The sequence below is a fragment of the Streptomyces sp. NPDC001027 genome (assembly GCF_040299045.1).
Lineage (GTDB): Bacteria > Actinomycetota > Actinomycetes > Streptomycetales > Streptomycetaceae > Streptomyces.
Genome location: NZ_JBEPBI010000068.1, coordinates 1 through 12,924, shown reverse-complemented (window position 1 = coordinate 12,924; position 12,924 = coordinate 1). Strand labels below are relative to the sequence as shown.

At 72.5% G+C, this 12,924-nt stretch carries 13 protein-coding genes; 8 read left to right on the top strand and 5 right to left on the bottom strand.

The window, feature by feature from the left end; genetic code table 11:
• Positions 1–109: 109 nt before the first annotated feature.
• The 5 genes from ABT300_RS20225 to ABT300_RS20205 all read left to right on the top strand — a co-directional run bounded on the left by ABT300_RS20225 (position 110) and on the right by ABT300_RS20205 (position 5,634).
• The gene (locus ABT300_RS20225) at positions 110–889 is read left to right on the top strand and encodes an ABC transporter ATP-binding protein (RefSeq protein ID WP_351677464.1); all 780 of its coding nucleotides are present in this window, start codon (positions 110–112) and stop codon (positions 887–889) included.
• A 127-nt stretch (positions 890–1,016) separates the two neighbouring features.
• Positions 1,017–3,527: an ABC transporter permease gene (locus ABT300_RS20220; RefSeq protein ID WP_351677461.1), complete on the top strand. Its 2,511-nt coding sequence runs from the start codon at positions 1,017–1,019 to the stop codon at positions 3,525–3,527.
• Positions 3,528–3,643: 116 nt separating this feature from the next.
• Entirely contained in the window at positions 3,644–4,087 is a 444-nt protein-coding gene (locus ABT300_RS20215; RefSeq protein ID WP_351677458.1) for a nuclear transport factor 2 family protein, read from the top strand.
• 32 nt (positions 4,088–4,119) lie between these two features.
• Positions 4,120–4,632: a TetR/AcrR family transcriptional regulator gene (locus ABT300_RS20210; protein WP_351677455.1), complete on the top strand. Its 513-nt coding sequence runs from the start codon at positions 4,120–4,122 to the stop codon at positions 4,630–4,632.
• Positions 4,633–4,803: 171 nt separating this feature from the next.
• A complete protein-coding gene (locus ABT300_RS20205) occupies positions 4,804–5,634 on the top strand; it encodes an alpha/beta fold hydrolase (protein WP_351677452.1) in 831 nt (276 codons plus the stop codon).
• A 24-nt stretch (positions 5,635–5,658) separates the two neighbouring features.
• Here the strand turns inward: ABT300_RS20205 and ABT300_RS20200 are convergent, their stop codons facing one another.
• On the bottom strand, positions 5,659–6,072 hold the full coding sequence (locus tag ABT300_RS20200) for a DUF302 domain-containing protein (protein WP_351677449.1): 414 nt from the start codon (positions 6,070–6,072) through the stop codon (positions 5,659–5,661).
• Between the two features lie 244 nt (positions 6,073–6,316).
• Between ABT300_RS20200 and ABT300_RS20195 the strand changes: the two genes are divergently transcribed.
• Positions 6,317–7,063, top strand: a complete 747-nt coding sequence (locus ABT300_RS20195) for a sulfite exporter TauE/SafE family protein (RefSeq protein WP_351677446.1) — start codon at positions 6,317–6,319, stop codon at positions 7,061–7,063.
• 21 nt (positions 7,064–7,084) lie between these two features.
• Here the strand turns inward: ABT300_RS20195 and ABT300_RS20190 are convergent, their stop codons facing one another.
• A complete protein-coding gene (locus ABT300_RS20190) occupies positions 7,085–7,372 on the bottom strand; it encodes a metal-sensitive transcriptional regulator (RefSeq protein ID WP_351677443.1) in 288 nt (95 codons plus the stop codon).
• 82 nt (positions 7,373–7,454) lie between these two features.
• Here ABT300_RS20190 and ABT300_RS20185 point away from each other — a divergent pair, with 82 nt between their 5' ends.
• Positions 7,455–8,042: a rhodanese-like domain-containing protein gene (locus ABT300_RS20185; RefSeq protein WP_351677440.1), complete on the top strand. Its 588-nt coding sequence runs from the start codon at positions 7,455–7,457 to the stop codon at positions 8,040–8,042.
• 113 nt (positions 8,043–8,155) lie between these two features.
• Here the strand turns inward: ABT300_RS20185 and ABT300_RS20180 are convergent, their stop codons facing one another.
• The 3 genes from ABT300_RS20180 to ABT300_RS20170 form a co-directional block, all read right to left on the bottom strand.
• Entirely contained in the window at positions 8,156–9,541 is a 1,386-nt protein-coding gene (locus ABT300_RS20180; RefSeq protein ID WP_351677437.1) for an MBL fold metallo-hydrolase, read from the bottom strand.
• A gap of 131 nt (positions 9,542–9,672) precedes the next feature.
• Positions 9,673–10,902, bottom strand: coding sequence for an NAD(P)/FAD-dependent oxidoreductase (locus ABT300_RS20175; RefSeq protein WP_351677434.1), 1,230 nt, complete (start codon positions 10,900–10,902; stop codon positions 9,673–9,675).
• 45 nt (positions 10,903–10,947) lie between these two features.
• Positions 10,948–11,274 (bottom strand): rhodanese-like domain-containing protein, encoded by a 327-nt coding sequence (locus ABT300_RS20170; RefSeq protein WP_351677431.1) that lies wholly within the window; start codon positions 11,272–11,274, stop codon positions 10,948–10,950.
• A 623-nt stretch (positions 11,275–11,897) separates the two neighbouring features.
• Between ABT300_RS20170 and ABT300_RS20165 the strand changes: the two genes are divergently transcribed.
• On the top strand, positions 11,898–12,815 hold the full coding sequence (locus ABT300_RS20165; protein WP_351677428.1) for an NAD-dependent protein deacetylase: 918 nt from the start codon (positions 11,898–11,900) through the stop codon (positions 12,813–12,815).
• Positions 12,816–12,924 lie beyond the last annotated feature (109 nt).

Genomic DNA, 12,924 nt, shown 5'->3' with positions numbered 1-12,924 from the left:
CTGCTTTCCATGGTGCTTCCGTGACCTCCTGTGGTCGTCCGTCGCCGTCTGCCGCGGTCGACCGTCGCGCTCGCCCCGCGCTGCCTCTGCCGTCGATCGGAGAGTTCCCGTGACCACCGCCTCGCCCACCGGCCCCCGCACCGCCGCCCCCGCCTACGCCGCCCGTGCCACCGACCTGTCCAAGGTCCACGGGCAGGGCGACACCCGGGTGGTCGCCCTCGACCGGGTCAGCGTCGGCTTCGGGCAGTCCCGGTTCACCGCGATCATGGGGCCCTCAGGGTCCGGCAAGTCCACGCTGATGCACTGCGTGGCCGGGCTGGACGGCTTCTCCTCCGGCTCGGTCCGCGTCGGCGACGTCGAGCTCGGGTCCCTGACGGACAGGCAGCTCACCAGACTCCGGCGGGACAGGATCGGCTTCGTCTTCCAGGCGTTCAACCTGCTGCCGACCCTCACCGCGCTCGAGAACATCACGCTCCCGATGGACATCGCGGGCCGGGCCCCGGACGAGGAGTGGCTCGACAGCGTCATCCGGACGGTCGGCCTCTCGGGCCGGCTCACGCACCGCCCCGCCCAGCTCTCGGGCGGCCGGCAACAGCGTGTCGCCGTCGCCCGGGCGCTCGCCTGCAAGCCGGACATCGTCTTCGCCGACGAGCCGACCGGCAATCTGGACTCGCGTGCGGGCGCCGAGGTCCTGGGGTGCCTGCGTGACTCCGTGCGGGCGTCGGGCCGGACCGTCGTGATGGTGACCCACGACCCGGTCGCCGCCTCCTACGCGGACCGGGTCGTCTTCCTCGCCGACGGGAGGATCGTCGACGAGATGGACGAACCCACTGCGGACGGGGTCCTCGAACTCATGAAGTCCTTCGACGTCAGGTTCCGCACGAGCTGAGCCGTCAGGGCCCGGCCGGGCGGAGCGCACCGAGTCGCACGGACCGGCACGCGCCCTCTGACCGACCCTCGTTCGTCCTCCCCGCCCCTCACCTCACCTCACCTCACCTCACCAGGATCACACCACCATGTTCCGCACAGCCCTGCGCAACGTCCTCGCGCACAAGGCCAGACTGCTGATGACCGTGCTCGCCGTCATGCTCGGCGTCGCGTTCGTCTCCGGCGCCCTGATCTTCAACGACACCCTCAGCGACGGCTATCGCGACCAGACGGCCAAGAGTTACGCCCACGTGGACGTCGAAGTCCGCTCCTTCGACTCCTCCGACAAGGTCCCCGGCCTCAGCACGAAGGCGCTGAACGGGATCGCCCGCCTCGGCGGGGTCGCCGCAGCCGCCGGACGCGTCGACGGGATGGCCGGCGTCACGGACAAGGACGGCGCGCTCATCGGCGGCGACATGTTCGGCACGGGTGCCAACTTCGCGCCCGGGAAGGACGGCAAGGACCCGCTCTACGCGTTCGCCGAGGGCAGCGGGCCCACCCGCCCCGGCCAGGTCGCGCTCGACGAGGACACCGCCGAGAAGGGCGGCTACCACGTCGGCGACACCGTGCGCGTCGCGCTCAAGGGCCCGGCGACGACGTACGAGCTCTCCGGCGTCTTCACCACCGACGACACCTGGGTGGCCCTGGGCGAAAGCCTCGCGCTGTTCGACACGCCGACCGCGCAGCGGCTCTTCCTGCAGCCCGGCTACTACGAGTACGTCACCGTCACCGCCGCCCCGGGCACGTCGAGCACCGAACTCGCCGCGGCCCTGAGGAAGACGCTTCCGGACGACACGGACGTCAAGACGGGCCGGCAACTCGCCGACGAGAGGGCCAAGGGAGGCGCGAGCGACGCGACGACGCTCAGCGCGATCCTGCTCGCCTTCGCCGCCGTCGCGCTCTTCGTCAGCGTCTTCCTGATCGCCAACACCTTCACCATGCTCGCCGCCCAACGCACCAGGGAACTCGCCCTGTTGCGCGCGGTCGGCGCCTCCCGCAGGCAGGTCACCCGGTCCGTGCTGATCGAGGCGACGGCGGTCGGCGCGGTGGGCGCCGCCGGCGGGCTCGCGCTCGGCGCCGCCATGGCCGCCGTGGCGCGTGCCACGTTCGGCGTCTTCGGCGCGAAGAACCCGGACGGGCCGCTGGTCGTCACCTCGACCACCGTCCTGGTCGCGGCGGTTCTCGGGGTCCTGGTCACCGTGCTGGCCGCCTGGCTGCCGGCCCGGCGTGCCGCGAAGATCCCGCCCGTCGCCGCGATCGGCAGCGCACACCTGCCCGCCACCACCAGGTCCCTGCTGGTACGGAACGTGCTCGGCGGCCTCACGGCGCTGCTCGGCGCGGCGGTCGTCGTCGCGGGCGCCGGCGCAGGCGGCTCCCGAGGCAAGGCGCTCGTCGGGCTCGGCGCCGTCCTCGCGGTGACCGGTGTCCTCGTGCTGATCCCGCTGCTGTCCCGGCCCGTGATCGGGGTCGTGCAGCCGCTGCTGCGGCGCGGCTTCGGGGTCTCCGGCACGCTCGCGGGCCAGAACGCCGTCCGCAGCCCGCGCCGCACCGGCGCCACCGCCTCCGCGCTGGCCATCGGGCTCACCCTGGTCAGCACGCTGACCGTGCTCGCCACGACCCTCGGCCAGGCCGTGGACAAGGTGACCACGGACATCGTCAAGGCCGACTACATGGTCACGGACACCGGCGCGGGTCTGGACGCCTCGGCGGTCGCCGCCCTGCGCAAGGTCCGGGGCGTCACCGCGGTGTCCCAGGAGCGGCTGACGTGGATGCGGATCGACGGCAGCCAGCAGGACGTCACCGGCGTGACCCCGGCGGACTTCCGCGAAGCCCTCCGTCTCACGGTGGTCTCCGGCTCACTGGACACGCTCGCCAAGGGGCAGATCGCCGTCGCCGACGACGTCGCGCGGTCCCACGGCTGGACGGCGGGGGACACCGTGCCCGTGGAGTACGCGGACGCCAGGAGCGGCCGGTTGACCGTCGGGGCCGTGTTCCGGCACAACGAGATCGTTCTGCCCGTCGTCGCCTCCACGGACGTGATCGCACCGCACGCGGACCGGGCGTCCGTGGCCAAGATCTACGTCACCACGGACGGCGGCGCGGACGGGAAGGCGCTCGCCGCGGCCCTCGCCGGGCACCCTGGGGTCAGGATCGGCGACCGGCAGGCCATCCGTGACGAGTTCAGCGGGTACCTCGACACCGTGCTGGACGTCCTGTACGGGCTGTTGGCGATCTCCCTGGTCATCGCCGTGCTGGGGGTGGTGAACACCCTCGCGATGTCGGTCTTCGAACGGCAGCGGGAGGTCGGCATGCTGCGCGCCGTCGGGCTCGACCGGCGGGGCGTGACCCGGATGATCCAGCTGGAGTCCGTGGTCATCTCCCTCTTCGGCGCGGTGATCGGCATCGGGGTCGGTTCCTTCCTGGGCTGGGCCGTCGGCGAGATCATGAAGGCGGACGTCCCCGGATACGCGCTGGTGCTGCCGTGGGACCGGTTCGGGCTCTTCCTGCTGCTGGCGGCGCTGGTCGGCCTGCTGGCCGCCCTGTGGCCCGCCCGCAGCGCGGCCCGGCTGAACATGCTCACCGCCATCAGGACCGAGTAGACGGAGCGCGTCGCCGTGCGGCCTCCGGCACACCGTGCCCGAGGCCGCACCGTCCTGAGCGAGGACCCGACGCCCCACGACATTGACCCTTTCTTACTTACCTGTAAGTTAGATGCATGACTACTGCGACTGTGGCTGAAGCGGCCGCCACCGACATCGACGCACTGGAGGCCTTCTGTGATCGATGGGAGAGGGCCTGGAACGAGCACGACGGCGACGCCGTGGCGGCGCTGTGCGCCGAGGACCTGGTGTACGACGAGCCGGCGCTGGGCGAGACGGCGTACGGCCCCGGCAGCGTCCGCGACTTCGTGACGCAGATGGCGCAGGCCTTTCCCGACTACGCGTTCACCCGCATGGGGCTGTACGGGGAGGTGACCCGGCGGGCCGTACTCGTGGCCTGGCGCTTCTCGGGGACCCTCGCCGGCACGGATCGACGCGTGGAGTTCCACGGTGACGACCGTCTGGAGCTGGGCGAGGACGGGCTGATCCACGCCTACCGGTGCCTGTACGACTACCGCTTCGTGCTGAGCCGGCTCAATCGCGCGAAGACAGGGCAGTGACCGCGCCGGGCCGCTCCCGTAAACCTGCGGCGGTGCGGCGGGCCGAGATCATGGAAGCGGCCGACGCGGAGTTCGCCCAGAAGGGACTGTCGGGCGCGGGCATCGAGGCGATCGCCGCCCGTGTCGGGATCTCGCACCCCCGCATCGTGCAGATGTTCGGCTCGAAGCGTGATCTGTTCCTCGAGGTCGTGCACGCGGCGTACGACAGGGTCGAGACCACGTTCCAGAGCGCCGAACCGACGCTGAGCGCTCTCGGCGACGCCTATCGTCTACTTCTGCAGAACCGGCCCACCGTCGGCCCCGTCCTGCTGCAGGCCTATGCCGCGGCAGGCGACGCGGCAGTGCAGGAGTCGGTACGGCGACGCCAGCTCGACCTGCAGCAGACCATCACCCGTATGACGGGCGCCGACCCGATGCAGGTGCGTTCGTTCGTCGCAACCGGTCTCGTCCTGACGGTCTCCACAGTGCTGGACCTGCCCGGACGGCGCACCGACGCAGAGTGGTGCGCCTGGATCATCGGCCTCACGGACGCACCCGCCGACTAGCCGCGAGGCCCAAGCGGCCGGGCGCAAGGGGCGGGGCACGAGCGGCGACTGCACCGCCCTTCGCCGTGGCGCGGTCGCCGCTGCGGCGCTGCTCGGCGCCTTCCCAGACCGTTCCAACAGCTCGTGGGCATGACGCCCCCACAGGCGCGTGCCGTACCGAAAGGACGCATCGTGACGGAACATCTTGAGATCCCGTCGGCTTCAGGCGCCTTCGACGCGATCGCGGCAGGACCGCCCGACGGCCGCCCGGTCCTGCTCCTGCACGGCTTTCCGCAGACGGCCATCGCCTGGGAGACGCAGGTCGCCGCGCTGGGCGACCAGGGCTTTCGCGCAGTCGCGCCCGACACCCGCGGCTATTCGCCGGGTGTGCGCCCCCTGCACGCGGACGCGTACGGAGTGAGCGAACTGGTCGGGGACGTGCTGGCGGTGGCCGACGCACTCGCCTGGGATCGCCTCGACCTCGTCGGGCACGACTGGGGCGGCGCCGTCGCCTGGTGGACCGCGGCCCGGCACGCCGAGCGGCTGCGCACGCTCACCGCGGTGTCGACACCGCATCCCGGTGCGCTGGGCGAGGCGCACCGCACCGACGACGACCAGCGTCGACGCTCCCGGTACCAGCAGGACTGGCGGGGCCCCGACACGGAGGCCCGCTTCCTGGCGGACGACGCTGCGTTCCTGCGCTCCCTCTATGGCGGCAACGTCTCCGACCGTGACGTCGACGAGTACGTACGGCGGCTGTCCGAGCCGGGCGCTCTGAGTGCGGCCCTCAACTACTACCGCGCCGATCGGCCCGACGCCGCGGTCGGGAAGATCCGGACACCCACGCTCTACGTCTGGGGGACCGAGGACGTCGCGCTCGGACCCACCGCCGCCCGTGCCACGGAGAACTGGGTGAGCGGCCCCTACGCGTTCCACGCACTGCAAGGCGTCGGCCACTGGGTCCCCGACGAGGCCGGCGACGCCCTCACCGGCCTGATCGTCGACCACCTGAACGGGAATTAGCGGGCGGGCGGCGGGGGGTCTGCGTCACCCGTCCGCGTCGGTCGTGGTGAGTGCGGCGAGGGCGGCGTCGAGGCGGCGGGCGGCCTCCTCGGCGACCGGGTGCAGGGCGTCGAGGCCGGTGAGCGCGACCATCGTGTTCGGGTCGAGGGCCTGCACGACCGTGTGGTCGCCGTCCGCGCGGACCACGACGTTGCAGGGCAGCAGCAGACCGATGGAGCGGTCGGTCTCCAGGGCGCGGTGGGCGAGCTGCGGGTTGCAGGCGCCGAGGATGACGTAGTCCTCGAAGTCCGCGGCGTCCCGGCCCAGCTTGGTCTTGAGGGTGGCGGTGACGTCGATCTCGGTGAGGATGCCGAAGCCCTGCGCGACGAGGGCGTCGCGGGTGCGGGCGACGGCGGTGGCGAAGTCGGCGTCGAGGTGGACGGTGCGGTCGTAGCGCATGGCGGTGCTCCTGCTTCCGTGTCGGTTCGCGTCGTGCGGGAGGGGGTCGGGCGGGCGGATGCGAGGGGTTCGTGCGGTGGCGTCCGGGGCTTTCCCTGTCCCCGAGAATACCCCCGGGGGTAATGATGCTACCGTCGTCGGTATACCCCCTGGGGTAATTCTTCTCCGGAAGGGAGTACCTCGTGTTCTTCGTCGACGCGATCGACGTGTCGGTGGACATACGCGGCGTGAACGGCGTCGTCGCGTGAGCGCGGTCGTCCTCGCCCTGCTCGCCGGCGCCGCGATCGGCTTGGCGCTCGGCGCGCTCGGGGGCGGCGGCAGCGTCCTGGCCGTCCCCGCCCTGATCTATCTGCTCGGCTTCACTCCGGTCGCGGCGACGACCGCGAGTCTGGTCATCGTCGCGCTCACCTCGGCGACCGCGCTGTCGGCGCACGCTCGTGACGGTCAGGTGCGTTGGCGGACGGGGCTGCTGTTCGCGGCGGCGGGGATCGTCCCGGCGATGCTGGGCGGCGGGCTCGCCGCGCGTCTTCCGGCGGCCGCGCTGACGGCGGGCTTCGCGGTGATCGCGGGAGCGGCCGCCCTGCGCATGCTGCGCTCCCGGCCCACGGCGGAGGGCGTCGCGACGGTGCGGCCCGGGCGGGCCGCGGCGGCCGGCGGCGGGCTCGGCGCGGTCACCGGCGTCCTCGGCGTCGGCGGGGGCTTCCTCGCGGTGCCGGCGCTGGTGGGGGTGCTCGGTCTGCGGATGCGGGGGGCGGTGGGCACCAGCCTGCTCGTCATCACCGTCAACTCACTGGCCGCCCTCGCGACTCGCGCCGGCACGGTCGAGGAACTGGACTGGGCGGTCGTGGGGCCCTTCGTGGGGGCCGCGATCCTCGGCGCGTGGGACGGCAGACGGCTGTCCGCGAAGGTCTCCGGGGACGCGCTTCAGAGGGTCTTCGCGCTCGCACTGCTCGCGGTGGCGGCCTTCATGCTGATCGACGTGGTGCTGTGAAGGCCGCCGCGGCGAGCGCTCTCACGCCAGCGACAGGAACAGCTTCTCCAGACGGGCGCGCATCGCGTCCCTGTCCTCACCGTTCTTGCGCCCGGCGTCGAGGTCCACCAGGCACTGCTGCAGGCCGGTGGCGATGATCGCGAAACCCGCCCGGTCCAGGGCCCGGGACGCGGCCGCGAGCTGTGTGACGACGTCCTCGCAGTCACGCCCCTCCTCGATCATCCGGATCACCCCGGAGATCTGACCCTGCGCGCGGCGCAGCCGGTTCAGCACGGCCTTCAGGTCCGCGCCCTCGAGCTCCAGTTCCACGACCACTCCTCAGAAAAATACCCCTAGGGGTACTGTACGTCCCGGTTCGGGACGGCGTCGACCACCAAGGATCACATCTGCCATGACCCGCACTCCCGCCCCCGTCGCCCTCGGCGTCGACCAGGCCCGCACCCGGCTGCACGAACTCACCGTCATCGACGTGCGCACGCCCGCCGAATACGCCTCCGGTCACCTGCCCGGCGCGTGGAACATCCCCCTCGACCACGTCCGGCGTGCGCTGCCCGAGATACGTCACGCCGCCCGGCGTGGTGACGTCCTCGTCGTGTGCGCCTCGGGAGCCCGGTCCGAGAACGCGTGCAGGCTGCTGGCGGAGCAGGGCGTCGCCACGGCCACGCTGGCCGGCGGCACCGGCGCCTGGACCGCCGAGGGGCACGACCTGCACACGCCGGCCGCCGGCGACACGCGTGCGCTCTGGAGCATGGAACGCCAGGTCCGCTTCACTGCCGGCTGCATGGTCCTGCTCGGCCTGGTCCTCGGCCAGTTCGTGCACCCGGCTCTGCTGCTGATCTCGGCCGGGATCGCCGGCGGTCTGGTCTTCTCGGCGGTGACGAACACGTGCGGCATGGCCGTCCTGCTGGGCAGGCTGCCGCACAACCGCCCGCGCGCCACCGACCTGGACGCCGCGCTCGCCGCCCTGCGCGGACGATGACCCCGCCACCGGCCCGAGACGCTCCTGGGCGCGTTCGCGCGAGGGGCCTCTGAGCGGCTGAGGGCGGGCGGTGGCCGTTGACTGCGGCCACCGCCCGGGGGGAACGGCGTGGATCAGACGTCGGCCGGTGCGGGCAGGGCGCGCCAGGCCCTGTATCCGCCGAGCAGGTCGGAGACGTCGGTGCGGCCCCGGTGCCGGAGCAGGCTGGCGGCGACGGAGGAGCGCTGGCCGCCCGCGCAGTGGACGACCACGGGGCGACCGGCCGGGATCTCGTCGACGCGCAGGGCCAGCTCGGCGAGCGGGATGTGCGACGAGCCCTTGACGAAGCCCTCCTCGCGTTCCGAGGTGTTGCGCACGTCCAGGACCAACGGCGGTTCCGCACCGCCCAGCAGCCGGCTCAGTTCGCCCGCGGTGAGGCGGCTCGCCCGCTCCATCTCGTCGGCCAGCCCCGGGAAGGCGCCCTCGGGCTCGCGCAGGCATCCGCCGACCTTGTCGAAGCCGATCCGGGCGAGCCGGGTGACGATCTCCTCCTCGCGGTCCTGCGGCGCGACGACGATGACGTCCTGCCCGGGGGAGACGACCATTCCGGCCTGTTCGGCGAAGCGTCCGTCGGCGGGCACGTTGACCGAGTCGCGCAGATGCCCCGCGGCGAAGTCCTGCGGGGAGCGGGCGTCGAGGACGACCGCGCCGGACAGGCGGCGCTCCATGAACTCCTCGACCGACAGCGGGCGGTGTGCGGCGGCCGCGTCGAACAGGCCGTGTTCCTTGCGGTTGAGGACGGCGTCGTAGACGAAGTAGGCGGGCGCGGGGGGCTGCCCCGCCGTCACCAGCTCCACGAAACTCTCCTCGCTCATCGGGCGGCAGGCGTAGTTGGCAGCGCGCTGCTCGCCGATGGTGGACCGGCGCCGGGTGGAGAGGTTCTTGCCGCAGGCCGAGCCGGCGCCGTGTGCGGGGAAGACCCGCACCGCGTCCGGGAGGGCCATCAGCTTGTTCTGGACGCTGTCGTAGAGCATCCGGCCGAGTTCGTCGGCGGTCGCGCCGACCGAGGCGAGCAGATCGGGTCGCCCGACGTCGCCGATGAACAGCGCGTCGCCGGTGAGCACCCCGTAGGGCGTGGGGTCGTCCGCGTGCTCGTGCACGAGGACGCTGATCGACTCCGGGGTGTGGCCGGGTGTCTCGAGGATCTGCAGGGTGACGTCGCCGAGGCCGATCCGCTCGCCGTCGGTCAGCTTGCGGATCGGGTATTCGGTCTCGGCGCGTCGCCCGTAGCCGATCCAGGCGCCGGTGCGGTCGGCCAGTTCCAGGTGGCCGGCGAGGAAGTCGGCGTGGAAGTGGGTGTTGACGACGGCCTCGATGGTGAAGCCGCGCTCGGCGGCGTCGGTGAGGTACTCGCCGACGTCGCGGCGCGGGTCGACGACGACCGCCCGGCCGGTGGTCTCGTCGGCGATCATGTAGGACGCCTGGGAGAGGCAGTCGAGGTAGTACTGGGCGAAGAACACGGTCGGGTGACCTCCATGTCGGGTGTGGGGGGGCGAATACACCCCGGGGTATACGGAAAGGTCTGGTGCACCCTCGTCGGAGGGTGGGAAGGCGGGCGGCCCGGGGCCGGGGGAGGCCCCGGGCCGACCGGTCAGAGGCGGCCGGTGAGCATGCCGTGCCAGTACACCGGCGGCAGGCCGTACCGCTTGAACAGCCACATCGTGCGCCGCTCCTTGAACGGGTCGAGCAGCGGGAGGCTGGGCGCCGGCTTCAGGTCGTAGTCGAACTCGGCGAGCAGCATCCGGTCGCGCGCCGTCACCAGGGGGCAGGACGTGTATCCGTCGTACCGGTGGGAAGGGCTGCGGCCGTTCATGACGTCGAGCAGATTGCCGACCGCGACCGGGGCCTGCTTGCGCACCGCCGCGCCGGTCTTGGAGGTGGGCAGGTTCGCCACGTCGCCGAGCGCGAAGACGTTCTCGTAGGACGGGTGCCGGAGGGTGTGCCTGTCGGCGGCGGCGAACCCGTGCGGGCCGGCCGGATCGGCGAGCGGGCTCGACTTGACCCAGTCAGGCGCGCTCTGCGGCGGTACGGCGTGCAGCAGGTCGTAACCGATGGTCTCCTTCGTGCCGTTCCCGTGGTCGTCGACGGTGATCTCGCGGGCGTCGCCGTCGACGGCGGTCATCTCGGAGTTCAGCCGCACCTCGATGCCGTAGCGGGCGGCCACCTTCTCCAGGACCTGCGACCAGGCGGGCGCCCTGAACATCGCCGGGTCGGGGATGACGAGGATGATCCGGATGGCGTCGAGGACCTTCCGTCTGCGCCAGTGGTCGGCGGCCAGGTAGGCGATCTTCTGCGGGGCGCCGCCGCACTTGATCGGGGTCGCCGGGTGGGTGAAGACGGCCGTGCCCGAGTGCATCCGCCTGATCAGCTCCCAGGTGCGGGGAGCGTACTCGGGCGCGTAGTCGCTGCTCACGCCGTTGTGGCCGACGGCTTCGGCGAGGCCCGGCACACCGCCCCAGTCGAGCTGCAGACCGGGTGCCAACACCAGTGTCTCGTAGGTGAGTTCGTCGTCGCCGGACAGAGTCACCGTGCGGGCCTCGGGGTCGACGGCCAGGGCGCGGCGGCGGATCCAGCGCACGCCGTCCGGCATCACGGATGCCTCGGGGCGGTGAGTGTCGCGCAGGGACGCCTGGCCGCCGCCGACCAGGGTCCACAGCGGCTGATACCAGTGGGTGTCGGACGGTTCGATCACGCTGACGTCGGTGACGCCGGCGCGGCGGAGACGGGCGGCGACGCTGATCCCGGCGCTGCCGCCGCCGATGACGGCGACGCGGTGGCGGCCGGAGAGCGGTGCGTTCGAGGGGGAGGGCGTGGCGGCCAAGGCGGTGCTCCTTCCCAACTGGCCGGTGTGGTGAGCCGGAGAGGATCAGGCCGCGTGCTCGGCCGTGCCGACGACGACGGGACGACCGTCGCGGGCCCAGGCGGGCGTGCCGCCGGTGACGGAACGGGCGTCGACGCCGCGGGAGCTCATCCAGTCCGCCGCGGCCCTGCTGCGGTTGCCGCTGGCGCACACGACGAACACCGGTCGACCGAAGGGCAGTTCGTCGCACCGCCCGGGCACGGACCGTAGGGGCGTCAGCCGGGCGCCCGGGACGTGCCCGGCGGCGTACTCGTCCGGCTCTCGTACGTCGACCACGAGACAGCCGCCGGCCCAGGCGGCCGCGAGCTCGTCGACTGTTGCGTCAGGGGCCATTTCATTGCCTCCTCAAATACCCCGGGGGGTTTCCTGACGGCGAGGGTACGGTGGTCGGGAGAGGTCGTCAAATACCCCTAGGGGTATTGATCCGGGGGGTGATGTCCGGTTCTGTGCGCGCTCACCGGGTCGGCCGTGCCGACCGGCCTGCGGTCCCGGCCGGCTTGGAGGGGTCCGACCAGGTCGTCCGGCGTCCGTGCGGAGCAGAGGCTCCCCGGGGCGCGGCCGGCGAGATCGGCGAGGTCTCGGTGGGGTCGGCTCGCGCCGCGGCGTCCGTGGGGCGCCCGTCCGCCGTGGGCCGCGCGGCGCGGCGCTCACCGTGATGCTTGGGGAAGGGGTGTCGGTTGCGATGGGCATGTCGAGCTCGACCGGGCGCTTCAGCTTGGCTTGGGCGCCTTCGACGTTCTCCGGCAGCATGTCGGGACCGCGGGTCTGCAGACATCCATGTGCCGTCGCCTCAAGGGCATGACGAACCGGGGGCTGCGCCGCCTCGCGATCCGACGGCTTCGCCTTCATCGAGCGCGCGGTTCGGCTGCGCTGTGTCGGGCCGCGCGTCGCGCCTCGGCGCGGCTCCTGCCGATCGCGGCGACGTCTGAGCGCGTCGGGTTCCGTACCCTGGCGGCATGCGCATGCGTCCCACCCTGAACTGGATCCCTGCCGGGGATCTGCCGCCCGGCACCACGGATCTGGGGCCGGTCGCCGATCTTCTGCGCGCGGGCGGTGTGCTGGTGCTCAGCGGGGCCGGCATCTCCACGGAGTCGGGCATCCCCGACTACCGGGGCGAGGGCGGGAGCCTGGGTCGGCACACCCCGATGACCTATCAGGACTTCACCGCCAGTGCCCAGGCCCGTCGTCGATACTGGGCGCGCAGTCACCTCGGCTGGCGCACCTTCGGCCGTGCCCGCCCCAACGCCGGGCACCGGGCCGTCGCGGCGTTCGAGCGACACGGACTGCTCTCGGGTGTGATCAGCCAGAACGTCGACGGCCTGCACCAGGCCGCGGGCAGCGAGGACGTGGTCGAGCTGCACGGCAGCCTGAGTCGGGTCGTCTGTCTGTCCTGCGGCGCCGTCGGCTCGCGTCGCGCACTCGCCCTGCGTCTGGAAGAGGCCAACGCGGGCTTCGCACCGACAGCCGCTGCAGTCAACCCCGACGGTGACGCCGACCTCACCGACGCGCAGGTCGGCGACTTCCGTGTACTGCCCTGCCTGATCTGCGGCGGCGTCCTCAAGCCGGACGTGGTGTTCTTCGGCGAGACGGTTCCAGCTCCGCGGGTCGAGCAGTGCCGCCGACTGGTCCGGGAGGCGCGATCACTCCTGGTGCTGGGCTCCACCCTGACCGTGATGTCCGGGCTGCGGTTCGTCCGCCAGGCGGCCCAGGCCGCCAAACCCGTCGTCATCGTCAACCGGGACCCCACCCGCGGCGACCAGCACGCCCTCACCCGCGTCGCGCTCCCCCTGGGAGCCGCCTTGACCGGCGTGGCCGACCGGCTGCACCTCCGCGTCGACGCGGAGCCCGCCGCGGAAGCTGCCGGAGGGGCCTGAGCGCGCCTGAGCCCCCTTCGGCCCCGCGGGCTTCTGCGGAGGACCAGAAAGAGGCGCGGGCGGCCCGGGCCCGGTGGAGGTCGCCGCCGTCACCTTCGCTGACGGCGGC